Origin of the sequence: Phyllobacterium calauticae (genome assembly GCF_019991125.1) — a bacterium.
Classification (GTDB): Bacteria; Pseudomonadota; Alphaproteobacteria; order Rhizobiales; family Rhizobiaceae; genus Phyllobacterium; species Phyllobacterium calauticae.
The window spans coordinates 558,013-580,936 of the sequence record NZ_JAGENB010000001.1 but is presented as its reverse complement, the minus strand read 5'-3'; the positions used below and the strand labels follow the sequence as shown (position 1 = coordinate 580,936).

The following is a 22,924-nucleotide window of genomic DNA, read 5'->3' as shown; positions in this document are numbered from 1 at the left end:
CCGCATTTTGCTTAACAATAGGTTGCTTCGGCTTGCTTATTGGGACGGGCCTCATGTAAAAGGCTTGCCATTGAGTTGCCTGATTTAACAGGCAGGGCATTGATCAAGCATATTGACTCGGCGGAGTCGGCAATATGAGCTTGAGGCGAAAGTGGCGAGTATGGATTTGAACGGACGTATTACGGTTCTTGGTGCAATGCTGGCGTCCTTGACGCTGGCCGGGTGCATGTCGTCACCAACCTATGGCACCAACAAGACATCTGGCAGCCAGTTGCTGGACGACGTTTCCAATATCGCTTCGTTCGGACCCAAGAAAAAAGACCCGATAACCTATAATCCGCGCCCGGATCTCGTTCGCCCTGTCGCTGGCAAGCCAGGCCAGTTGCCGGCGCCGCAGGAAAATGCCGTCGCCGCGAACGGTGCGAAGTGGCCGGAATCACCGGAACAGCGGCGCAAGCGTTTGCGTGATGACGCTACGGCCAATCAGAACAATCCCAACTATGTGCCGCAAATCGAAAATGACACGCCGCCCGCAACAAGGGCTGTCGATAATGGCGAGCACGGCGTCTACAACGACAGAAACCCGCCGCCCTCGGGTGTGAGCACGGCAAGCAAGCAGTCTGCGGAATTCCGCGCCCGCCGCCTGGCTTCGACCGCCGGCTCGGCGACCACGCGGCGTTATCTGAGCGAGCCGCCGCTGGCCTATCGCGCCCCGGCGCCGACAGCCGCTGCCGATGAGCTTGGTGAAGACGAAGCCAAGAAGGAACGCGACCGCAAGGCCGCTGCCCGCAAGGACAAGGGCTTCAGCTTCAAGAACCTCATTCCCTGGAATTGATGCCACCGGAATTTGAACCGCTGCATGACACGTGAAAGGCTCCCTCAGGGAGCCTTTCTTTTTTGGACGTCAGAAAGCGTCTTGCCTTTGCCTTGATGTACCGAGACTATTGCGTCACAGCTTGTCAGTTGAGGGCCACCGATCTTGCGTCTTTTGCGTCTTCCCGGATTGATTATTCTCATTCTCCTGACAGCCTTCGGTTTTTTCTGGGGCGGATTTGCGCTCTGGTATCAACTTCCTCTGGACCTGCCCGGTGTGACCGGCGGTGTAATTGTCTGGGGCCTGATCGGGCTTGTGGTTCTTTGGCTCGAGGTAACGGGGCGGGTGCGGCGCGCCCTGATTGTGCTCATTCCGGTCATGGCGGCCCTCCTGTTCTGGTGGAGCACCATAACTCCGTCGCTCAATCGCATCTGGGCGGATGATGTGGCGCAGACCGTTACGGGAACACTGGTCGGCAATCATGTGACGCTGGCCAATGTCCGCAATTTCGAATGGCGCAGCCAGACGGATTACACGCCGCGCTGGGAAGTCCGGTCCTATGATCTGGAAAATCTGGCTTCGGTGGATGTGTTTTTGTCGTACTGGTCGAGCCCGGCCATTGCGCATACGCTGGTGAGTTTCGGTTTCAACAATGGCGATCAGGTGGTTTTCTCGGCCGAGATCCGCAAGAAGCGGCACGAGCAGTTCTCGGAAATCGGCGGCTTTTTCAAACAGTTCGAACTGGCGATGATCGCCGCCGACGAGCGCGACATCATCCGGTTGCGCAGCAATATCCGCAAGGAGGATGTGTATCGGTATCGGGTCAACCTGACGCCGGAAATGCGGCAAGCGCTGTTTCTGTCCTACCTCGACACCGGCAACCGGCTGTCCAAGCAGGCGCAATTCTACAATACGGTGACGGCCAATTGCACGACGGTGATTTTTGACATGATCCGGGCAATCACCCCCGGAGTGCCGCTGGACTACCGCGTCGTCCTTTCCGGTTACCTGCCTGGCTATCTCTATGATCTGGGCGCCATTGACCGGAGCAGGCCGCTCGAAGCGGAGATCGAGGCGGCTTCGATCAACCAGCGCGCCATGGATGCCGACAAGGCGGAAGACTTTACCGCCCGGATACGCGCCGACAATTAGAGCCTTTCCTGCTTAAATAGAATCGTTCTGCCGGAGGGAATTTGGTTCAAGGTCGAGGGGTTAGGCGAGACCGATGTCTTTCCATCGGGCGAAGCCGAAGCCCGATGGGATTGGGCCAAATTCACCCGGCCCTTCGGGTTTCCGGCTGGCGGACACCCACTTTGTCAGGCAGCTTCGTCCGATGGGTAAACATCGGTCTTGCTACCTTCCTAGTGGATTGTCTCGCCATCCGGGAAACAGAACGGGTTCTATTTAAGCAGAAAAGGCTCTAAAGCCGCTTTGCGCGGAAGAATTCCTTGAGGATGGTTTCGGCTTCCTGCTCGCGGAAGCCGGAATAGACCTCCGGCGCGTGATGGCAGGTGGGCTGGGCAAAAAATCGCGCGCCGTTTTCCACGCCGCCGCCCTTGATGTCCTGCGCCCCGTAGTACAATCGCCGGATACGGGCGAAGGAAATGGCGGCAGCGCACATCGTGCACGGCTCGAGCGTGACATAGAGATCGCAACCCGTCAGACGCTCATCGTTCAGCGCTTCGCAGCCCTGCCGGATGACCAGAATCTCCGCATGGGCGGTGGGATCGTTGCGTTCCCGGGTGCGGTTTCCGGCCTGGGCCAGAACCACACCGTCCTTCACCAGAACGGCACCGACGGGCACTTCGCCGCGTTTTGCCGCTGCCTTCGCCTCGGCCAGGGCAAGGTCCATGGGTCCCATAGGATCAGTTTTTTGGTTCACGCTGCACTCATGGTCCAGAATTTACTCGCAAGCTGCCGTCATAGCTGGTAGTTAGCCCCGCTGAAAGGCAAACATTCCATGACCAGTTCAAATGATGACGGAAAGGGCGGTAAACGTCCCTTTGAAAAGCGCAGCTTCGACAAGAAGGGCGCCGATGGCGGCCGCGGTGGCCGTCCGGCTCCGCGCAAGTTCGATGACGGAGCGCGGGATCCCGCGACGCGCGGTCCGCGCAGATCATCGCATGAGGAAGCGCCGGTCGACGACAGCGAGCGCATCGCCAAGCGCCTTGCCCGCGCAGGGATAGCCTCGCGCCGCGAAGCCGAGACAATGATTGCTGCAGGCCGTATCTCGGTCAATGGCAAGGTGCTTGCCAGCCCCGCGATCAATGTCAAGCGTGAAGACCGCATCGAAGTCGACGGCAAGCCGTTGCCGCAGAAAGAACGCACGCGCCTGTGGCTCTACCACAAGCCGGCCGGTCTGGTGACAACCAACCGCGATCCGGAAGGACGCCAGACGGTTTTCGAATCCCTGCCGAAGGATATGCCGCGTGTCCTTTCCGTCGGACGTCTGGATATCAATACCGAAGGTCTTTTGCTGCTGACCAATGATGGCGGCCTGTCGCGCGCCCTCGAACTGCCGTCCACCGGCTGGCTGCGCCGCTACCGCGTGCGTGCCCATGGCAGCGTGACCCAGGAAAAGCTTGATACGCTGAAGGATGGCATTGCGGTCGAAGGCGTGTTCTACGGCGCGATCGAAGCCACGCTCGAACGCGAGCAGGGCTCCAATGTCTGGATCATGATGGGCTTGCGCGAGGGCAAGAACCGCGAAGTCAAGAATGTGCTCGGTGCGCTTGGCCTGTCCGTCAATCGCCTGATCCGTATCTCCTATGGTCCGTTCCAGCTTGGCGATCTGCCGGAGGGTTCGGTGCGGGAAATGAACGGCCGCACCCTGCGTGACCAGCTGGGCGAGCGCCTGATCGAAGAATCCGGTGCCGATTTCGAGGCGCCGATCATCAATGTCTTTTCCAACGATGCGGTGAAGGGCGAGGCGGTACAGCAGCCAGCTGCCGCCGATCGTCCGGCGCGCCGTTCCTCCGAATGGATATCGAGTGCACCGGTGGCGAAAAGCCGTGGCCCGCGCAAGTCCAAGGACGAAAGGCGCGAAGAAGGCCTGTCGCGCCTGACGACCGATCGCAGCGAACGGCCTGGAGCCTCGCGCGACGCACGCGGCGGCCGCGACGAACGTCCGGCCCGTGCACCGCGTGCGGACGACCGCAAGCCGCGCGATGCCGCAGGCCCCAAGGGTGCGCGCGGCGCAAAGGCTGAAGAGGCCGCGCCTCCACGTGCCCGTTCGGCCAATGTCTGGATGGCGCCGGGTGCACGCCCGGTTGGCAAACCCAAGGCAAAGACCGGAGAACCGCGCGGCGAGCGCCGCCATTCCGATGCACCGCGCACGGAACGGCCGCGCCGTTTCGAGGAAGGTTCCGCGCGCCCTGCGGGGGACCGGCCGCAGCGTGAGCGTCCTGCCGGTGCCTATGCGGGCGGCGACAAGCCGCGCAGCTATTCCCCGCGCCCGCCCCGCGGCGACGATGACAGAGCCGAGCGCCCGAAGCGTTCCTTCGGATCGGATCGGCCGGAAGGTTCACGCGATGGCCCGCGTCCACCGCGCCCGCCACGGGTGGGCAAGCGCGAACGCGCCGAACTGAAGGAGCGGGAAGCAGCTGGCGACAAGCCGTCCTTCCAGTCCGAGCGCCCCAATCGCGCCGAACGTCCATACGGCACCAGCGGCCGCCCAACCCGGCAGGATGGCCGCTCCGGTGACCGGCCCTATGGCGGGCCGAAAGGCGCGGCACCGCGTGGTGCGCCATCAGGTGCTCCCAAAGGTCCGCGCGGCGGTTCCGGCGGCGGCGCAGGCCGTCCGCCACGCAAGCCCAAGCCATAGGCGTGGACTTCATGCGGATTGTCGGCGGCAAATTTCGCGGGCGGGCATTGGCGACGCCGAATACCAATGCCATCCGGCCGACCACGGACCGGACGCGGGAAAGCCTGTTCAACATTCTGGTGCACAATTATCCGGAAAAGTTTGAAGCGACCCGCGTGCTGGATCTTTTCGCCGGAACAGGCGCCCTGGGGCTTGAAGCCATATCGCGGGGCGCGCGCTATGGCGTCTTCATCGAGGAGTCTACGGAAGGGCGCGGCCTGATCCGCACCAATGTCGAAGCTTTCGGTTTGCTGGGAAACACCAAGATTTTCCGCCGCGATGCCGCCAAACTCGGCGATGCCGGCACGATCGAGCCATTCGATCTCGTTTTTGCCGACCCGCCCTATGGCAAGGGCCTAGGCGAACTCGCCTTCAAATCCGCTCTTGAAGGCGGCTGGCTCAATCCCGACACACTTCTCGTGCTTGAAGAAGAAGCCGAGGCCGTGATCAACCTGGATTCGCGATTCTCGGTGGCCGAAGAACGCCACTACGGCGGAACAATCATACGATTTGTCACGTTGAACGGCTAAGCAGACGACCGGACCGGAAAACTTCCGGCTTTGAACAGAATTGCGAAGGAAGATTGATGTCGCAAATAGTGAGCCGTACCATTGCGGCATTGGTTTTGGCCGGAACAGTATCGACCGCCGGTTTCATTCTTCCCGCACATGCCCAGACGATGGCGCAGCTCACCGCGGAGGTCCAAAAGGCCGATAGTGCCGGTGTCTCGTCCTTCCATTTGGACAATGGTCTGGAAGTGGTGGTGATACCCGACCATCGCGCGCCCGTCGTCACCCATATGCTCTGGTATCATGTCGGATCAGCCGACGAAGATCCGGGCAAGTCGGGCATTGCGCATTTCTTCGAACATCTGATGTTCAAGGCCACCAAGACCTATCCGGCCGGTGAATTCTCCCGCAAGGTGGCTGAAATCGGCGGCCGCGAGAATGCGTTCACCTCCTATGATTACACCGCTTTCTTCCAGCAGGTGTCGCCGCAGGCGCTTGAAATGGTCATGACCTATGAGGCGGACCGCATGGAAAACCTCATCCTGAACGAGGATGTGGTGAAGACCGAGCGCGACGTGGTGCTCGAAGAGCGCCGGTCGCGCACTGATACCAATCCCGCCGCCCTGCTGTCGGAAGAGGTCAACGCGACGCTCTATCAGAACCACCCCTACCGCTTCCCGGTGATCGGCTGGTTGCACGAGATGCAGCAGCTCAACCTCAAGGATGCGCTCGCCTTCTACGAAAAATTCTACACGCCAAACAATGCGACGCTGGTTGTCTCGGGCGATGTCGATGCAGCGGCGGTAAAGGCGCTGGCGGAAAAGACTTATGGCAAGGTGCCGCGCCGTTCGGAACCCGGCAAACGCATGCGGCCGCAGGAACCGGAACAGAACACCAAGCGCACCGTATCCCTTGCCGACCCGCGCGTGTCGCAGCCAAGCTTCCAGAAAATATGGCTGGTGCCATCCTATAACAATGCCAAGCCCGGTGAAGCCGAGGCGCTTGATCTCCTGAGCGAAATCCTCGGCGGGTCCACGCGCAGCCGCGTCTATCAGGCACTGGTCGTGCAGGATGGATTGGCCGCCAGCGCCGGCGTCTATTACCAGGGCGGCGCGCTTGATGACGGCACGTTTGCCGTCTATGGCGCACCGCGCGGTTCAGCCTCCCTGCAGCAGGTGGAAGCCGGCGTGGATGCGCAGATTGCCCGCATCATCAAGGACGGCATTACATCAGATGAACTGGAGAAAGCCCGCAACCGCTTTCTGAAGAGCGTTATCTTTGCCCGTGACAGCCAGGCGGGCATGGCCCGCATCTATGGCTCGACGCTGTCGACCGGTCAGACGATCAAGGACATTCAGGAATGGCCGGATCGCATCCAGGCGGTGAAGGTTCAGGATATTCAGGACGTGGCCAAGCGCTATCTCGTCGATTCGCGCTCGGTGACCAGTTACCTGATGCCGGAGAACGGCAAGCCTGACGAGAAGATACCGTCGACGGGTGAGACCGCGCCGATGCAACCACAGACCGAGGGAGTCATCCAATGATCCGCCTGTTGACACCCGCTTTCAAGCGGATGGCCGCCGCCTTGCTGCTGGTCATCCTCGCCGTGGCACCGGTCTATGCGGTGGAAATCAAGGAAGTCGTTTCTCCCAAGGGGATTCGCGCCTGGCTGGTGCAGGATGATTTCGTTCCGCTGATTGCCCTGCGGTTTTCCTTTGAGGGCGGTTCGGCGCAGAACCCCAAGGGCAAGGAGGGCCTCGCCAATCTGATGACCGGGCTTTTCGATGAGGGTGCCGGCGATCTCGATTCCGATGCATTTCAGGAGAAGCTCGACGATGTCGGCGCTGAAATGGCTTTCAGTGCCGAGGATGACCGTATTTCCGGCGCCATGCGCATGCTTGCCGACAAGCGCGATGAAGCGGTCGATCTCTTGGCGCTCGCCGTCAATAAGCCGCGCTTCGATCAGGCGCCGATTGACCGGATCCGCCAGCAGGTGGTTGCCAACATCAAGGCCGCCGAGCGCGATCCGAACACCATCGCCGGCCGCAAGTTCGCCGAAGCGCTGTATGGCGATCATCCCTATGGCCGCCAGTCGCAGGGCACCGAAGCCAGCCTGGCATCGATCACCCGCGATGATCTCGCCGCTTATCACAAGCGGGTCTTTGCCCGTGACCATCTTATTGTCGGCGTTGTCGGTGCAATCAGTCCGGAACAGCTGGGACCGCTGCTCGACAAGGTGTTTGGCGATCTGCCGGACAAAGCCCAGCTTGATCCGATTGGCGATGCCAAGCTGGCCTTGGGCAAAACAACCCGCGTCGATTATCCCCTGCCGCAGACATCCATTTCCATGGTTTATCCGGGCGTGCGGCGCCAGGATGCGGATTTCTTCCCGGCCTACATCATGAATCACATTCTGGGCGGCGGTACCTTCTCCTCGAGAATTTACAGCGAAGTGCGCGAGAAGCGCGGTCTTGCCTATTCCGCCGGTTCCGCCCTCATCAGCAGGGATCACATGGCCGCCCTGACCATATCCACGGCAACCCGCTCCGACCGGTCCGGGGAAACCCTGCAGATCCTCAAGGATGAGGTTGCCCGCATGGCCAAGGACGGTCCGACCGAGCAGGAACTGGTCGAGGCCAAGAAATATCTCGTCGGCTCCTATGCCATCAACAATCTGGATTCGTCATCGGCCGTCGCCAGCACGCTGATCGGCCTGCAGGATGAGCATCTGGGCCGCGACTATATCGACAAGCGCGCGGATCTGATCAATGCTGTGACATTGGATCAGGTGAAGGCAGCGGCGCGGAAACTGCTTGAAACCGATCCGGCCATTCTGATCATCGGGCCGCCCCAATCCTGATCAGCCGGGGATATGTCATGAGCGCACGCGATCTCGAAAGTGTTTCCGGTTCTGCGGGAACCGGCGTCGTCAGCAGTTCGCCAAGCTTTGCGGTTGCTTTTGGCGGCGGCGGGGCGAGGGGACTGGCGCACATCAATGTCATCGAGGCGCTGGACGAACTCGGCATCAGGCCGGTCGCCATTTCCGGTTCTTCCATCGGCGCCATCATGGGCGCGGGCATGGCAGCGGGCATGTCCGGCCGGGATATACGCGACTATGCGGTGGCAACATTGTCGCGGCGCGCCGAAATCGCCGCGCGGCTCTGGCGCCTGCGCCCGGCGACCTTTGGCGAAATGTTCGGCGGCGGCATCCGCTTCAGCCAGTTCAACATCGAAAAGCTGCTCAAGACATTCCTGCCGGAACAGATACCCGATACGTTCGAGGAACTGCCCATTCCGCTCAGCGTCACCGCAACGGATTTTTACGGTCAACGGGAAATTCCCATCCATCAGGGCGATCTCTTCAACGCCATAGCCGCTTCCGCGGCCATCCCGGCGCTGTTCCGTCCGGTGCGCCGCGACGACCGTGTGCTGATCGATGGTGGCATCTACAATCCGGTGCCCTTCGATCATCTCAAGGACAAGGCGCAGTTCGTCATCGGTATCGATGTGGTCGGCGGCCCGGAAGGCGACGGCCGCAAGTTTCCGTCGTCGATTGACGCGATGTTCGGCGCGAGCCAACTGATGATGCAATCGATCATCGCCACGCGGTTGCGGACCGATCCGCCGGCAATTTTCCTGCGGCCCAGCGTTGCCCGGTTTGGCGTGCTGGATTTTCTGCGGGTCGAACAGGTGCTGAACGAGTCGATCGGTATCAAAGATGAATTAAAGCGGGCTGTTGATGCCGCCATTGCCTATACGGAACATGCCGAACAGGAATAGCGGCCTATAATCAAGAGGTGGCCTGTTCCGTTGGCCGCGTCCATTCACAGGAACGACAGGACCTCGAGATAGACGGCCCACCAGAAACCTATTCCGAACGCCGCCATGCCATACCACAGGAGTGCCATGGCAAAACGGTTGCGCTTTCCTGTCCAAAACCCGCGATGCAGGGCGGGTTTTGGTTTGTCGGCGGCTGCAAGTGCGAATGTCACCATGATAAATGAGCCTGACTGAGTGTACGTTCGTCGCTTTTTATCAGGATCAGGGTTTCATCTGAATCCGTAGTCTTACCGACCTCACTCCGCCGGCTCGGGATCGGGAAGCATCTCTTCCGTGTCGATGCGCTTGGATTCGCGGGTCGGCTTGATCAGCGGCTCCGGCGTGACCGGGCGTGTCAGCAACAGGTCATTGCCCGCCATCAGGCCTTCGGCCGCCTGGATGTGCAGCCGATCCTCGTCACGGCGGCGGATGTCTTCCATGATCTCGTAGGCCACATCTTCGCTGGTTCCGAGCTCTTCGAGCGTGCGGCGGCCGAACAGCAAGCCTGATTCAAAGGTCTCGCGCAATTCGTACTGCACGCCGCGGGCGCGCAGTTTCAGCGTGTGGCCCCGGTCATAGGACCGCACGAACAGTTTGATATCGGGATATTCCGACTGGATGAGCTCGACGATCCGGTCGGTGGTCTCCTTCTTGTGCGTGCAGATGGCAACGATTTTCGCCTGGCGGATACCGGCTGCCTCCAGCACTTCCTTGCGCGTGCCATCGCCGAAATAGATGCGGAAGCCGAATTTCGAGGCGGCGCGGATGCGGTCGGCCGAGGCATCGATCAGCGTGACGCTGGTGCCGCCCGCCAAAAGGATCTGCGCTGCGATCTGCCCGTAGCGGGAAAAGCCGATCATCAGCACGTCGGCACCGGCAGCACCGTCGAAATCCTCGTCGATCTGTTCTTCCGCATGGGCGTCGACGAGGAAGCGGTTGCCAAGGGCGACCGACAGCGGCATCACGGCCATGGACAGCGTGACCACCGCGATCATCTCCGATGCCGTCGAGGTGCTGAGCAATCCGGCCGCCGCCGCCGTGGTGAACAGGACGAAGCCAAACTCACCGCCCTGCGGCAGGAAGAACGCGATGCGGGTCGCGTCATTGTGATTGCATCGGAAGAGCCGCGCCAGGATGTAGACGACCAGAGCCTTCACCGCCATGAACACGGGCACCGCAAGAAGAATCGCCTCCCAGTCGGCAAGGATGACCTTGAGGTCAATCGACAGCCCGACGGCCATGAAGAACAGGCCGAGGAAAATACCGCGGAACGGTTCGATGTCCGCCTCCAGCTCGTGCCGGTAGGACGATTCGGCCAGCAGGACGCCGGCGATGAACGCGCCCATGGCCATGGACAGCCCGGCAAACTGCATCAGCAGCGCGGCGCCGAGCACGACGAACAGGGCGGCGGCAATCATCACCTCGCGCGCGCCGGTATTGGCAATGAACCGGAACAGCGGATTGAGGAGATAGCGGCCCACCGCAACGATGGCGCCGATGCAGATGATGGCGATGAGGAATTTACCAAGCGGATCCGCCTGATGCTGGGCGGAACCGGGTGCAAGCACGGGAATCATGGCCAGCAAGGGAACGATCGCCAGATCCTGGAACAGCAGGATGGCAAAGGATGTCTGCCCGTGCGGCATATTGGTCTCGCCGCGCTCTTCCAGAATCTGCATGGCGAACGCCGTGGACGACAGGGCAAGGCCGAAGCCGATGACCAGAGCCGCCTGCCAGTTGACGAGATGGAAGGCGAGGATGAGCCCGGTCAATGCCGCACCGGAAACAATGACCTGCGCCGCACCGAGGCCGAAAATCGCATGGCGCATGTTCCACAGGCGCGTGGGTTTCAATTCGAGGCCGATCACGAACAGCAGGAAAACCACGCCCAGTTCGGAAAAATGCAGAACCTGTTCGCCATCGGTGATGAGATTCGCCAGCGGCCCGATCAGCAGGCCCGCCGCGAGATAACCCAGCACCGTCCCAAGCCCGAGCCGTTTGAACAACGGGGCGGCAATGATCGCCCCAGCCAACAGAGCCAGAGCCTGAAAGTAGAGATTGCCGCTTTGTGAAAGCATGAGCCTGACCCAGTCTGTTGCGAATGTTACCAGTGTTTGCCTTGATAGACCCCAATTTGCACCATATAGGAGGCAGTGCATTGTCTGATCATTGGTCAGATATGTCCTTGCATCCTATCATGCAATCAACTCTAGGGATGAATATGATCGAGCCGGCCAATTCCCGCGAATTCGTTGACAATGCTGCTGCGCTTGTCGAAGCCGCCCGCCGGGCCGGAGCCGACGCCGCCGATGCGGTTGTCGTGCGTTCGCGGTCCACGGGTGTCAGCGTCAGGCTTGGCAAGGTCGAGGCGACCGAATCGTCGGAAAGTGACGATTTCTCCCTGCGCGTCTTTGTTGGCAGGAAAGTGGCAAGCATATCGGCAACCGCCGGTTCCGACCCGAAAATTCTGGCCGAGCGCGCCGTCGCCATGGCCAGGGTTTCGCCGGACGATGCGTTTGAAGGCCTGGCTGATCCAGCCAATCTGGTGCGCACCATCCGTGATCTTGATCTGTATGATCCGACCGTCGTTGCGGCAGCGCGGCTGACCGAAGATGCATTGGCTGCGGAGGCTGCCGCCCTTGAAGTTGACGGCGTTACCAATTCCGGCGGTGCGTCGGCTTCCGCCGGGCTCGGCGGCATGGTTCTGGTGACATCGGGCGGGTTCGTCGGCCATTACATGGGGTCGCGCTTTTCCCGTTCGGTCAGCGCCATCGCCGGTACGGGTACCGGGATGGAACGCGACTACGATTTTTCCTCGCGCCAGCATTTCGATGCGCTCGAGGACCCCGCAGCCATCGGCCGTTCGGCCGCCGCGCGCGCGGTCAAACGCCTTGGCGCCCGGCAGGCCAAGACCGGCGTGGTCAATGTGGTTTACGACCCGCGCGTGGCACGCGGCATCGCGTCCCATCTTTCCAGCGCCATCAATGGCGCATCCGTTGCGCGCAAGACCAGTTTTCTGAAAGACCGCATGGGCCAGAAGATTCTCGCGGACAGCATCAATGTCACGGATGATCCGCTGCGCATCCGCGGCTCGTCCTCGCGGCCCTTCGACGGTGAAGGAATTGAAGGCGAAGCACTGACCATGGTCGAGAACGGTGTTTTGAAGCACTGGTTCCTGTCCACATCAACGGCTGCGGAATTGGGGCTGAGCACCAATGGCCGCGGTGTGCGTTCAGGGTCGACCGTTGTTCCGTCGTCCACCAATTTTGCCATCGAGCCGGGGGATGAAGCGCCCGAGGCCCTGATCCGCGCTGTCGGCAATGGCTTCTATGTCACGGAGCTTTTTGGCCAGGGCGTCGATATGATCACCGGGCAGTACAGCCGTGGCGCGTCCGGTTACTGGATTGAAAATGGCGAACTGGCCTATCCCGTCAGTGAAGTCACGCTTGCCTCCAACCTGAAGGATATGTTCCTGAACATGGTCGCGGCGAACGATATTGACCGTAACTTTGGCGTCGCCAGTCCGACACTCCTGATCGAAGGCATGACTCTTGCCGGCAAGTGAAAAAAATCGCGATGATCTAGCCCTGATCCGGGAAGCGGCGGAAGGCGCCGGGCGTATCGCCCTGTCCTATTTCCGCCAGGACCCGCAGGTCTGGATGAAGACCGGCAATTCGCCGGTGAGCGAGGCAGATCTTGCGGCGGACAAGTATCTCAAGGACATGCTTCTGACGGCCCGGCCCGACTATGGCTGGATTTCCGAGGAAACCCTCGATGACCGCGCGGCGACAGCGCGACGGCGCTTTTTCGTCGTCGATCCCATCGACGGTACGCGCGCCTTCATCGAAGGGTCGGATGTCTGGTGCGTCAGCGTGGCGGTTATCGAGGATGGCCGGCCGGTGGCCGGTGTGCTGGAATGTCCGGCGCGCGGCCAGACGATCACAGCGCTTCCAGGGCAGGGAGCTCAACAGAACGGCACAGCCATTCATGTCAGCACCAGCGGCGTTCCGTTCAAGGTCGCGGGTCCGGGGCCTTTCCTGAAGAAGCTGCCGGACCATTTCCAGCAATCCATGATTGCCGCGCCCTACATCGCTTCGCTGGCCTATCGCATTGCCATGGTTGCCCGGGGTGACATTGCTGGGACCTTCGTCCGGCCGAATTCCCACGACTGGGATCTGGCGGCGGCGGACCTGATCCTTGCAGAGGCGGGCGGCCATGTCCTGACGGCAAACGGCAAGCCGCTGACCTATGGTTTGCGCAACAATGAAACGGGCGATTATCGCCATGGCGCGCTTGTCGCTGCCAGCGGTTTATTGATGGACAACATGTTGGACGTTGTCGCCGAAACCGCCTTCGGTTAAACAGACTGAAAATTCAACGATTGATCACTGAACGGATGGGCGACCATGAGCGAAAATACAGCAGAACCGAAGCAGTTGCTTCACCTGGTTTTTGGCGGCGAACTGAAGAAGCTCGGCGGTGTTGAATTCCGCGATCTGGAAAAGCTGGATATCGTCGGCATCTACCCGAATTTCGAAACGGCACAGCGCGCCTGGAAGTCCAAGGCCCAGCAGACCGTCGACAACGCACATATGCGCTATTTCATCGTGCACATGCACAAATTGCTCGATCCCGACACGGGCAAGGCAAGCTGACCGGTTCTCCGGTCACGCATTGACAACGGCATGATTGACAACAGCACAGCAACCGCCAAGGCGCCCCGCAAGAAGAACGGGGTGCTGAAACGGTTTTGGCGTTCCATCCGGGGCCCGCTGGCGAAGTCGCGTTTCGTCCGCTTCCTCGTGGTCTGGCTGATTACCCAGTTCTTCCGGCTGGTGAATGCCACCAACCCGCGTCTGCCCGGCTCGTCCGATCTGGAGGATATGAAGCGGGGCGGTGAGCCGTTCATTGCCGTGGCCTGGCATGGCCAGCATCTGATGGCGCCCTTTCTGATGCCGCGCGGCGTGCGCTTCGCCGCCATGTTCTCCAAGAGCAAGGATGCGGAACTCAACGCGCGGGTGGCCGAACGGTTCGGTGTCGAGATCATCCGCGGTTCCGGCGGGCGGGAGCCGACGAAAAGCATCGAAAAGGGCGGGGTAAGGGCCTTGCTCGCCCTGAAAAAGGCATTGAAGGACGGTAAGACCGCGGCAATGATTGCTGATATTCCCCATGGGACACCCCGCGATTCCGGTCAGGGGGTCATTCTCCTTGCCAAACTGTCGGGCCGCCCGATCATTCCCATCTGCTATATGACGTCGCGCAGGAAAATTCTCGAGAAGAGCTGGGATAAGACAACCATTCCCTTGCCATTCGGCAGGTCAGGGTTGATTGTCGGCGACCCGATCTTTGTCCCCGAGGATGCCGATGATGCAATGCTTGAAGCCAAGCGTGTCGAATTGACCGCCAGCCTGAACGCCAATACGGTACGGGTGCAGGCGCTTGTGGATGGCCGGGCATGAGCGAACGGTGGGCGCGCATTGTCCTGAGCACCTATCGCTGGGTGGGTGCCATGGTCTTTCCGGCTGTCGGCGCCTATGTCGCCTTCCGCGCCAGCAAGGGCAAGGAAGAACGCGGACGTCAGGGTGAGCGTTATGGCGTGGCCAGCGTTGCACGGCCGGCGGGACCGCTGGTTTGGGTCCATGCGGCGAGCGTCGGCGAAACCTCTGCCGTCACGCCGCTGGTTGAAACCATCGTCGACATGGGAATCAATGTCGTTCTCACCACCGGGACCGTGACATCGGCCAAGATGGTGCAGGAACGTCTGGGTGACCGGGTCATCCATCAATATGTGCCGCTCGACCTGAAGCCGGCGGTCGACCGGTTCCTCAGCCACTGGCAGCCCGATCTCGCCGTTATCTGCGAATCCGAGATCTGGCCGATGACCATTCTTGAACTGGGACTGCGGCGGGTGCCGCAGGTTCTGGTCAATGGCCGCCTGTCCGACAAATCCTTTGCTGCCTGGCAGAAACGGCCGTCCATCGCCGAAGCGCTGTTTGAAAATCTCGCCCATGTGGTGGCCCAGTCCGACATTGACGGCGAACGGTTCCGCGCGCTCGGAGCCCGTCCGGTCACGGTATCGGGCAATCTCAAAGTCGACACCGCAATCCCGCCGGTCGTGGAGTCGGAACTCGAGGCTCTGCAGAGGCAGATCGGCAAGCGCAAGACCTGGGCAGCGATTTCCACCCATCAGGGTGAGGAAGATGTCGTCGCACAGGTTCATCACATGCTGAAGGTCAGGCATCGCGACCTCCTGACGATCATCGTGCCGCGTCACCCCGACCGCGCCCCGGCAATTGCCGAAGAAATCGAAAAGCTCGGCATGAAGGTGGCATTGCGCAGCCGCGGCGATGTCATCGCGCCGGATACCGACATCTATCTCGGCGATACGATCGGCGAGATGGGCCTGTATCTGCGGCTGACGGAAATCGCCTTTGTCGGGCGGTCGCTCATGGCGCAGGGCGGCCAGAATCCGCTGGAGCCCGCCATGTTGAAGACGGCAATCCTTTCGGGCCGCAACGTGCAGAATTTCCGCGATTCCTACCAGCGCCTGATCAAGAATGGCGCGGCCAAGCTCATCCGCGACAAGGACATGCTGGCTGGGGCCGTCAACTACCTCTTCAACAATCCCGCTGAACGCCAGGTGATGATTGATGCGGGAACGAAGACGGTCGAGGACATGCGCGGTTCGCTTGATCTGACCATGACGGCGCTCGAGCCCTTCATCCAGCCCTTGGTGCTGAAGGCGCGGTTGAGCGCGCGTGAAGGTGGCTGGAAATGACCAGCGAAGCGCCTCCTTTCTGGTGGGAAAAGCCGGATTGGCGCGCGCGGGCCCTCAGCCCCCTGTCAAAGATTTACGGTATGGTTGCCGGACGGCGCATCCGCCGCGCCAAGCCGCCTGCCGTGTTGGTGCCGGTGCTTTGCATCGGAAATTTCACCGTTGGGGGCGCGGGCAAGACCCCGACGTCCATTGCCTTTGCGCAGGCCGCTGTTGCCGCTGGTCTCAAACCTGGCATTGTCTCGCGCGGTTATGGCGGCGCCTTCTCCGGACTGCACCGGGTCGATCCCGATCACGACAGCGCCCGGCATGTCGGCGATGAACCCATGCTGCTTGCCCGCCATGCGCCGGTGGTTGTCTGCGCCGACCGGTTTGCCGGGGCCACTGCACTGCAGGCGGCGGGATGCGATTTCATCATCATGGATGACGGGTTCCAGAGTGCCCGCCTGCATTTCGACTATGCGCTCATGGTCGTCGATGCGGGGCGGGGTATCGGCAACGGCCACGTCATTCCCGGCGGCCCGCTGCGCGCGCCACTGACGGATCAGCTGGTGCGCACCGATGCCCTGCTCAAGATCGGTTCGGCCAATGGTGCGGACCAGCTTGTCAGGAACGCCGCACGTGCTGCCAAGCCGGTGTATGAAGCCACGCTCCGGCCCAAGGCGGCGCTTGCGGTTGCGGGCAAACCGCTGCTCGCCTTTGCCGGCATTGGCGATCCCGCGAAGTTCTTCCGCACGCTGGAAGAAGCCGGTGGAACGATCAAAGAGGCACGTCCCTTTCCGGATCACCATCCCTATACGGACGAGGAAATCGCCGATCTCCTCAAAAGTGCCGATGCGGACGGTTTGACCCTGATCACCACGGCGAAGGATCATGTCCGCCTGCTCGATGGCAGCGAAACCGCCAGGGCATTCGCCGCGAGAACGCAGGTGCTGGATGTGGAGCTGGTTTTTGCGCACCCGCGGACCGTATCGCGCGTCATCAGTGAAACCCGGGAAAGGGCGCGCCTGCGAACGATCCGGCGCCTATAATCCGCGGCGGAAGTTGCGTATGCGTGGCGGCGTTTCACCCATGGATATATCCATGGAGCGGCCGGTTGTCTGGCTGTATTGCCGGTCATTTGCAAAGAGGATTCGCCCTGGCGTGCCGATCTGCACTGACAGGGCTACCTTCGGCGCCGATTTCGCCGCCGGGATTTCAATCTCGTAGGCAATGGGGAAATAGCCGCTGCGGCCCAGCGTGAAGCTTGTCTCGCCGATCACCGGCATGGGTTTGGAGTTGCCGTTGGTCGCATCATAGGCGGTGATGTAAACGAGGGAGCTTGGTGAAAGCCGTGCCAGCGGCGAGCCGCGCAGATAGCCCTTGATCGTCTTGGTCGGTCCGCTATAGGCCGGTTCGCGTTTGGCACCCATCGTGGTGCAGCCGCCGGCCAGAAGCGCGGTCGCGGCAAGGGCCAAAAGCGTGGACCGGCGATTGATCACCGGTCAGGCCTTGCTGCGCTGGCGCAGCGATGGGTTCATTTCAAGCTCGCGCTCAAGCGAAATCGTTGCATCCGCATAGGCTTCCTGGCGGGCAACGCTCCAGTACCGCAGTTCATCCAGCGCGATCTTTTCCGACGTCACGGCGCAGAGCACGTAGGAGCCCGGCGACAGGACCTGAAAGTCGCCGTCGAGGTAGCGTATCTTGGCTTCGCGTGAGCCGGGGCCTTCAAACCTGTTCATTGTCCGGTGGTTTCCAATTCTTTTCGTCAGCTCATTTAGGCGGCAGATGCCCCGCGGGTCAAGACGTCAGCGCCTGCCGAAAAGCCGCTCGATATCCGTGAGCTTCAGTTCGATGTAGGTGGGCCGGCCGTGATTGCACGTGCCTGAGCCGGGCGTGTCTTCCATCTGGCGCAACAGTGCGTTCATCTCGTCCGGCTTCAGCCGCCGGCCGGAACGCACGGAGCCATGGCAGGCCATCGTGGCGGCAACATGGTCGAGAATGGCCTTCAAACCGTCGGATGTATCGTGTTCGGCAATCTCGTCTGCGAGGTCGCGGATGAGCTGCTGCACGTCGATCTCGCCCAGCATGGACGGGGTTTCCCGCACGGCGACCGCACCGGGACCGAAGGCCTCCACGCCCAGACCGAAGCGCAACAGGGTTTCCGCATGGGCCACCAGCCGCTCCACGTCCTCTTCCGGCAGATCGACGATCTCGGGAATGAGCAGCATCTGCGCGGGCAGGGGCCTTGAATGCAGCGCCGTCTTCAATGCCTCGTAGACAAGCCGCTCATGCGCGGCGTGCTGATCGACGATGATGAGACTGTCTTCCGTCTGCGAGACGATGTAGTTCGCATGTATCTGCGCGCGTGCAGCGCCGAGCGGCGCGGCCAGCAGGGCTTGCGGCACCTCTGCAGTGCTTGCCCGCGTATCGGTGGCCAGCACGTCCGCTTCAGCCAGGAAGCCGCGTAGCGGTTCCGCAAATCCGTTGCCCGCATGGGATGGTGCCGGGTCCGGTGTGATGGGACGAAAGGCAGACTGCTGGGTTGTATAGTTCTGGTTGACCGACGGCGAACCCTGCCAGTGCGGTGCCGGTTGGGCCGGGCGCAAAGGCTCCGCTCCGCCGAGCCGGAAGGACTGCAGCATGGCTTCCGCCCCGCTGGTGGCAGCGCGAATGCCGGACTGGCCGAGCGCCTGGCGGATCGCACCGACGATCAGCCCGCGCACCAGGCCCGGATCGCGGAAGCGCACATCGGCCTTGGCCGGATGCACATTGACGTCGACCAGCGCCGGATCGAGGTTGAGGAACAGCACCACGACCGGGTGCCGGTCGCGCGAGATCACATCCGCATAGGCGCCGCGGATGGCGCCCCATATCTGCTTGTCGCGCACCGGCCGGCCGTTGACATAGGCAAACTGATGCAGGCTGTTGCCGCGGTTGAAGGCCGGTATCCCGGCAAACCCGGTCAGACGCACTCCGTCACGCTCGGCGTCGATGGCAAGCGCGTTCTCCGGGAATTCCCTGCCCAGCACCTGCGAAATCCGTTCCAGCATGCCGGCGGAGCCAATGCCCGTCGCCGCAAGCTCGAGCGGCGTGCGGTCGCTGCCCGCCAGGGAAAAGCGGATATGCGGGAAGGCAATGGCAACCCGCTTGACGATATCGCTGATGGCGGAGGCCTCAGCCCGGTCGGTCTTCATGAATTTCAGGCGCGCGGGTGTAGCAAAGAACAGATCGCGCACCTCGGCAATCGTGCCGTTGTTCATCGCCGCCGGGCGCGGTCCGTCCATATGGCCGCCATGCACGCTGATCTCAAAACCGGAATCGGCCTGTGCCGTGCGGGATTTGACCGACAGGCGCGAGACCGAGCCGATGGAGGGCAGGGCCTCGCCGCGAAACCCCAGCGCCCGGATATCATGCACGTCATCCGTCAGTTTCGATGTGCAATGGCGCGAAACGGCCAGCGTCAGTTCATCCGATGGGATGCCCGATCCATTGTCGGTGATGCGGATGAGGTTCTTGCCGCCGCCCGCCGTCACCACTTCGATGCGGGTTGCCCCGGCATCGATGGCGTTTTCGACAAGCTCCTTCACCACGCTTGCGGGGCGTTCGATGACTTCACCCGCAGCGATCTGGTTGATGATGGTTTCGGTAAGCTGTTTGATGGCCATGCCATACATATAGGGGATTCGTCCGGCGACGGAAATTGTTCGCTGCCAAAGCGCACCGGAATATATTTTAAGCCAAAACTATCTGGTCATCGACGCGATTTTGGTGCTAGGTCTGGGAAAAGCATTATGGAGGAAATTACATGGCGCATTCCAAAGCTTCCTTTGTCTGGACGGATCCGTTTCTGCTGGAAGATCAGTTGACCGAAGACGAACGGATGATCCGGGACAGTGCGCGCGCCTTCGCGCAGGGAGAGCTGGCACCGCGTATCGAGGAAGCCTATCTTGAGGAAAAGACTGATCCGGCGCTTTTCCGCATGATGGGCGAGGCCGGGCTTCTGGGCGTCACGTTGCCGGAAGAATACGGCACCGCCGGTGCGTCCTATGTCGCCTATGGTCTGGTTGCACGTGAAGTCGAGCGTGTCGACAGCGGCTATCGCTCGATGATGAGCGTGCAGTCCTCGCTGGTCATGTATCCCATCTACGCCTATGGCTCGGAAGAACAGCGCAAGAAATATCTGCCGAAGCTGGCTTCGGGCGAGTGGATCGGCTGCTTTGGCCTGACGGAGCCCGATGCTGGTTCCGATCCCGCCGGTATGAAGACACGCGCCGAGAAGGTTGCCGATGGCTACCGGATTTCCGGTTCAAAAATGTGGATTTCCAATTCACCCATCGCCGACGTCTTCGTGATCTGGGCCAAGTCCGATGCGCATGACGGCCAGATTCGCGGCTTCGTGCTCGAGAAGGGCATGAAGGGGCTTTCCGCTCCGAAGATCGGCGGCAAATTGTCATTGCGCGCGTCGATCACCGGCGAAGTCGTCATGGACGGCGTTGTCGTCGGCGAAGAACACCTTCTTCCCAATGTTTCAGGCCTCAAGGGGCCGTTCGGCTGCCTCAACCGTGCCCGTTACGGCATTTCCTGGGGTGTGATGGGGGCCGCGGAAGATTGCTGGCAGCGCACGGTGCAATATGGTCTCGACCGCAAGCAGTTCGGCAAGCCGCTGGCGGCCACCCAGCTGTTCCAGAAGAAATTTGCTGACATGCAGACGGAAATCGCGCTGGGCCTGCAGGCGAGCCTGCGGGTCGGGCGCCTCATGGATGAAGACCGGATGGCACCGGAGATGATCAGTCTGGTCAAGCGCAACAATTGCGGCAAGGCGCTGGATATTGCCCGCGTTGCCCGTGACATGCATGGCGGCAACGGCATCCAGATCGGCTATCACGTGATGCGCCATGCGCAGAACCTTGAAACGGTCAACACCTATGAGGGCACGCACGATGTGCACGCGCTCATTCTCGGGCGCGCCCAGACCGGCATTCAGGCATTCTTCTAGGAATGGCCGACAGGCTCGTCCTGCTTGGAACCAAGGGTGGCCCGGCAATCCGTCCGGGCGGCCCGTCGCCGACATCGTCGCTGCTGGACATATCCGGACGGCGGATCGTCATCGATTGCGGCCTTGGCGTCACCCGGGCCTTGGTCAATGCGGATCTGTCACTCAAGGATCTGGATATGATCCTGATCACGCATCTGCATTCCGACCATGTGCTCGAATTCGGCCCGCTCGTGCATACGGCATGGACGTCGGGGCTGGCGCACAAAATCACGGTCTACGGCCCGGCCGGAATTGAAGACTACTGGTCAGGCTTCCTGCAATCCATGCGCTACGACATTGATCTGCGCATCGAGGACGAGGGGCGGCCCGATCTGCGCGATCTTGTCGATCTGCAGGTCTTCGCCGATGGTTTGGTCTATCAGGGCGCGAGCCTGACGATCACCGCCTTGCGCGTCGATCACCCGCCGGTTGTCGATTGTTTTGCGCTGAAGATCGAAGCATCAGGCAAATCCATCGTCTTTTCGGCGGATACGGCCTATTTCCCGCCACTGGCCGGTTTTGCCCGGGGGAGCGATATCCTCGTGCATGAAGCGATGCTGCCGGAAGGCGTGGACCGTCTCGTCGCGCGGACGGGCAACGGCGCCCGCCTCAAAGAACATCTTCTCGCCAGCCATACGCTGGTTGAAGATGCCGCGCGGATCGCGGCGGCCGCCGAGGTGAAGCATCTTGTGCTGCACCACCTCATTCCCGCCGACGATCCGCAATTCGACGAAGCCGACTGGATTAAAGCTCTGGATGGCAAGTGGGATGGCCGTTTGACCATCGGCCGCGACGGTCTGGTCATCCCGCTTTAGACATCAGCCATTCCGGGCCGAATGCAGCTTTTCCAGTGCCGCCAGCAGAATGCACAGCGCGATACCCTGCGAGGCCAGTTCCACTTCCTGCAGGGAAGGGAATGTCGGCGCCAGCCGCAATGTGCGGTCATGCGGGTCCTTGCCGTGCGGTGAGGTCGATCCTGCCGGCGTCAAGGTCACCCCTGCCTGCTTGGCCAGTTCGACCACATGCTTGGCCGTGCCTTCCATAGCATCGACGCAGATGAAATAGCCGCCCTGCGGCTTCGACCATTCGGCGACGCCCGTGCCGGCGAGGCGCTTTTCCAGGGCTTCGTTGACCATGTCGAATTTCGGCGCGATCAGGGCGCGATGCGCCGCCATATGCTTGCGTATGCCGTCCTCGTTCTTGAGGAATCGCACATGCCGCAGCTGGTTCAGCTTGTCCGGTCCGATTGTCCGCTTGCTGGCGCTGGCAAGGTACCAGCGCACATTGGCTGCTGACGAGGCGAAGAAGGCAAGGCCGGCACCCGCCAGCGTTACCTTGGACGTGGAGGCGAAGACAAAGGCGCGGTCGGGATGTCCGGCATTTTCGCACAGGTCGAGAATATCCGGGATCTGATGCTCGGTTTCCGTGAGATGATGCACCGCATAGGCATTGTCCCAGAACAGGCGGAAATCAGGAGCACCGGTTTTCATCGCGGCAAGACGTTCGATCACCGCGTCGGAATAGGTTTCGCCCGACGGGTTCGAGTATTTCGGCACGCACCACATGCCCTTGACGCTCGGATCGGCAGCGAGTTTCTCGACCATGTCCATGTCAGGCCCATCGCCCTTGAGCGGTACGGGCAGCATGCGGATGCCGTATTCCTCCAGAATGGAGAAATGCCGGTCATAGCCGGGCACCGGGCAGATGAAAGCCGGGGCTTCCGTCTTCTGCCAGGGTTCAGTGCCGCCGGGAACGCCCTTGACCCAGGCCCAGAGCAGGCAGTCGTGCATCAGTGCCAGACTGGAATTGTCACCGACAACGATCCGATCCGGCGAGGTGCCGAGCGTCGGCGCGAACAGCGTGCGCACTTCCGCCAGTCCCTGCAGATTGCCGTAATTGCGGGCATCTTCACCGGCTTCGCTGAAGTGATCGCCATTGCCGGGCAGGGTCAACATGCCGTTGGCGAGCGCCAATTGCTCGGGGCTCGGTTTGCCGCGGGTCATGTCGATTTTCAGTCCACGGGCACGGAAGGCCTCGTATTCTTTCAAAGTCTTTTGGCGCAGGGCGGCGAAATCGTCACTGTTCAGATCGGCAATACGGCTCATGGGAACGTCAGCTCTGTTGTCTA

22 protein-coding genes are annotated in these 22,924 nt (G+C 61.3%); 15 read left to right on the top strand and 7 right to left on the bottom strand.

Annotated elements, in window-relative coordinates; all coding sequences use genetic code 11:
* Positions 1-160 precede the first annotated feature (160 nt).
* Positions 161-835 (top strand): hypothetical protein, encoded by a 675-nt coding sequence (locus tag J1W56_RS02975; RefSeq protein WP_223611666.1) that lies wholly within the window; start codon positions 161-163, stop codon positions 833-835.
* Between the two features lie 144 nt (positions 836-979).
* Positions 980-1,966 carry an Lnb N-terminal periplasmic domain-containing protein gene (locus J1W56_RS02970; RefSeq protein ID WP_223611665.1) on the top strand — a complete coding sequence of 329 codons (987 nt, stop codon included), beginning with the start codon at positions 980-982 and terminating at the stop codon, positions 1,964-1,966.
* Between the two features lie 268 nt (positions 1,967-2,234).
* Here J1W56_RS02970 and J1W56_RS02965 read toward each other — a convergent pair whose 3' ends face one another.
* Entirely contained in the window at positions 2,235-2,666 is a 432-nt protein-coding gene (locus J1W56_RS02965) for a nucleoside deaminase (protein WP_223612392.1), read from the bottom strand.
* A gap of 108 nt (positions 2,667-2,774) precedes the next feature.
* On the opposite strand from J1W56_RS02965, the gene J1W56_RS02960 reads away from it, so the two are divergent.
* Genes J1W56_RS02960 through J1W56_RS02940 form a run of 5 tightly spaced genes read left to right on the top strand, consistent with a single transcriptional unit; the run spans position 2,775 to position 8,965 of the window.
* A complete protein-coding gene (locus J1W56_RS02960) occupies positions 2,775-4,637 on the top strand; it encodes a pseudouridine synthase (protein WP_223611664.1) in 1,863 nt (620 codons plus the stop codon).
* Positions 4,638-4,648: 11 nt separating this feature from the next.
* A complete protein-coding gene (rsmD, locus tag J1W56_RS02955) occupies positions 4,649-5,206 on the top strand; it encodes a 16S rRNA (guanine(966)-N(2))-methyltransferase RsmD (RefSeq protein WP_223611663.1) in 558 nt (185 codons plus the stop codon).
* A gap of 56 nt (positions 5,207-5,262) precedes the next feature.
* Positions 5,263-6,729 (top strand): M16 family metallopeptidase, encoded by a 1,467-nt coding sequence (locus J1W56_RS02950; RefSeq protein WP_404927833.1) that lies wholly within the window; start codon positions 5,263-5,265, stop codon positions 6,727-6,729.
* On the top strand, positions 6,726-8,045 hold the full coding sequence (locus J1W56_RS02945; protein WP_223611662.1) for a M16 family metallopeptidase: 1,320 nt from the start codon (positions 6,726-6,728) through the stop codon (positions 8,043-8,045). Before J1W56_RS02950 ends, J1W56_RS02945 begins: the two co-directional genes overlap by 4 nt.
* 17 nt (positions 8,046-8,062) lie before the next feature.
* A complete protein-coding gene (locus tag J1W56_RS02940) occupies positions 8,063-8,965 on the top strand; it encodes a patatin-like phospholipase family protein (RefSeq protein WP_223611661.1) in 903 nt (300 codons plus the stop codon).
* 44 nt (positions 8,966-9,009) lie between these two features.
* On the opposite strand, the gene J1W56_RS02935 is transcribed toward J1W56_RS02940, so the two are convergent.
* Together J1W56_RS02935 and J1W56_RS02930 are read right to left on the bottom strand one after the other, a co-directional pair.
* A complete protein-coding gene (locus J1W56_RS02935) occupies positions 9,010-9,180 on the bottom strand; it encodes a hypothetical protein (RefSeq protein ID WP_223611660.1) in 171 nt (56 codons plus the stop codon).
* 81 nt (positions 9,181-9,261) lie between these two features.
* Complete coding sequence (locus tag J1W56_RS02930; protein ID WP_223611659.1) at positions 9,262-11,082, bottom strand: monovalent cation:proton antiporter-2 (CPA2) family protein; 1,821 nt, start codon at positions 11,080-11,082, stop codon at positions 9,262-9,264.
* 143 nt (positions 11,083-11,225) lie between these two features.
* Here J1W56_RS02930 and J1W56_RS02925 point away from each other — a divergent pair, with 143 nt between their 5' ends.
* The 6 genes from J1W56_RS02925 to lpxK are packed head-to-tail and all read left to right on the top strand — an operon-like array spanning position 11,226 to position 16,810.
* Positions 11,226-12,569 (top strand): TldD/PmbA family protein, encoded by a 1,344-nt coding sequence (locus J1W56_RS02925; RefSeq protein ID WP_223611658.1) that lies wholly within the window; start codon positions 11,226-11,228, stop codon positions 12,567-12,569.
* Positions 12,556-13,365, top strand: a complete 810-nt coding sequence (locus tag J1W56_RS02920) for a 3'(2'),5'-bisphosphate nucleotidase CysQ (RefSeq protein ID WP_223611657.1) — start codon at positions 12,556-12,558, stop codon at positions 13,363-13,365. Before J1W56_RS02925 ends, J1W56_RS02920 begins: the two co-directional genes overlap by 14 nt.
* A 45-nt stretch (positions 13,366-13,410) precedes the next feature.
* Positions 13,411-13,659 (top strand): DUF4170 domain-containing protein, encoded by a 249-nt coding sequence (locus J1W56_RS02915; protein WP_105736221.1) that lies wholly within the window; start codon positions 13,411-13,413, stop codon positions 13,657-13,659.
* 30 nt (positions 13,660-13,689) lie between these two features.
* On the top strand, positions 13,690-14,463 hold the full coding sequence (locus J1W56_RS02910) for a lysophospholipid acyltransferase family protein (protein ID WP_223611656.1): 774 nt from the start codon (positions 13,690-13,692) through the stop codon (positions 14,461-14,463).
* On the top strand, positions 14,460-15,782 hold the full coding sequence (waaA, locus tag J1W56_RS02905) for a lipid IV(A) 3-deoxy-D-manno-octulosonic acid transferase (RefSeq protein ID WP_223611655.1): 1,323 nt from the start codon (positions 14,460-14,462) through the stop codon (positions 15,780-15,782). The genes J1W56_RS02910 and waaA overlap by 4 nt, the downstream gene beginning before the upstream one ends.
* The gene (gene lpxK / locus J1W56_RS02900) at positions 15,779-16,810 is read left to right on the top strand and encodes a tetraacyldisaccharide 4'-kinase (protein ID WP_223611654.1); all 1,032 of its coding nucleotides are present in this window, start codon (positions 15,779-15,781) and stop codon (positions 16,808-16,810) included. Before waaA ends, lpxK begins: the two co-directional genes overlap by 4 nt.
* On the opposite strand, the gene J1W56_RS02895 is transcribed toward lpxK, so the two are convergent.
* The 3 genes from J1W56_RS02895 to mutL all read right to left on the bottom strand — a co-directional run bounded on the left by J1W56_RS02895 (position 16,805) and on the right by mutL (position 19,426).
* Positions 16,805-17,260, bottom strand: a complete 456-nt coding sequence (locus J1W56_RS02895; protein WP_223611653.1) for a YbaY family lipoprotein — start codon at positions 17,258-17,260, stop codon at positions 16,805-16,807. The two genes, lpxK and J1W56_RS02895, sit on opposite strands and share 6 nt — an antisense overlap.
* A 3-nt stretch (positions 17,261-17,263) precedes the next feature.
* Complete coding sequence (locus J1W56_RS02890) at positions 17,264-17,500, bottom strand: DUF2093 domain-containing protein (protein ID WP_223611652.1); 237 nt, start codon at positions 17,498-17,500, stop codon at positions 17,264-17,266.
* Positions 17,501-17,566: 66 nt separating this feature from the next.
* Positions 17,567-19,426 (bottom strand): DNA mismatch repair endonuclease MutL, encoded by a 1,860-nt coding sequence (mutL, locus tag J1W56_RS02885; RefSeq protein WP_223611651.1) that lies wholly within the window; start codon positions 19,424-19,426, stop codon positions 17,567-17,569.
* 140 nt (positions 19,427-19,566) lie between these two features.
* Between mutL and J1W56_RS02880 the strand changes: the two genes are divergently transcribed.
* Positions 19,567-20,757, top strand: a complete 1,191-nt coding sequence (locus J1W56_RS02880; protein ID WP_223611650.1) for an acyl-CoA dehydrogenase — start codon at positions 19,567-19,569, stop codon at positions 20,755-20,757.
* 2 nt (positions 20,758-20,759) lie between these two features.
* Complete coding sequence (locus J1W56_RS02875; protein ID WP_223611649.1) at positions 20,760-21,611, top strand: MBL fold metallo-hydrolase; 852 nt, start codon at positions 20,760-20,762, stop codon at positions 21,609-21,611.
* 3 nt (positions 21,612-21,614) lie between these two features.
* Here the strand turns inward: J1W56_RS02875 and J1W56_RS02870 are convergent, their stop codons facing one another.
* Positions 21,615-22,901, bottom strand: coding sequence for an aminotransferase class I/II-fold pyridoxal phosphate-dependent enzyme (locus J1W56_RS02870; protein ID WP_223611648.1), 1,287 nt, complete (start codon positions 22,899-22,901; stop codon positions 21,615-21,617).
* Positions 22,902-22,924 lie beyond the last annotated feature (23 nt).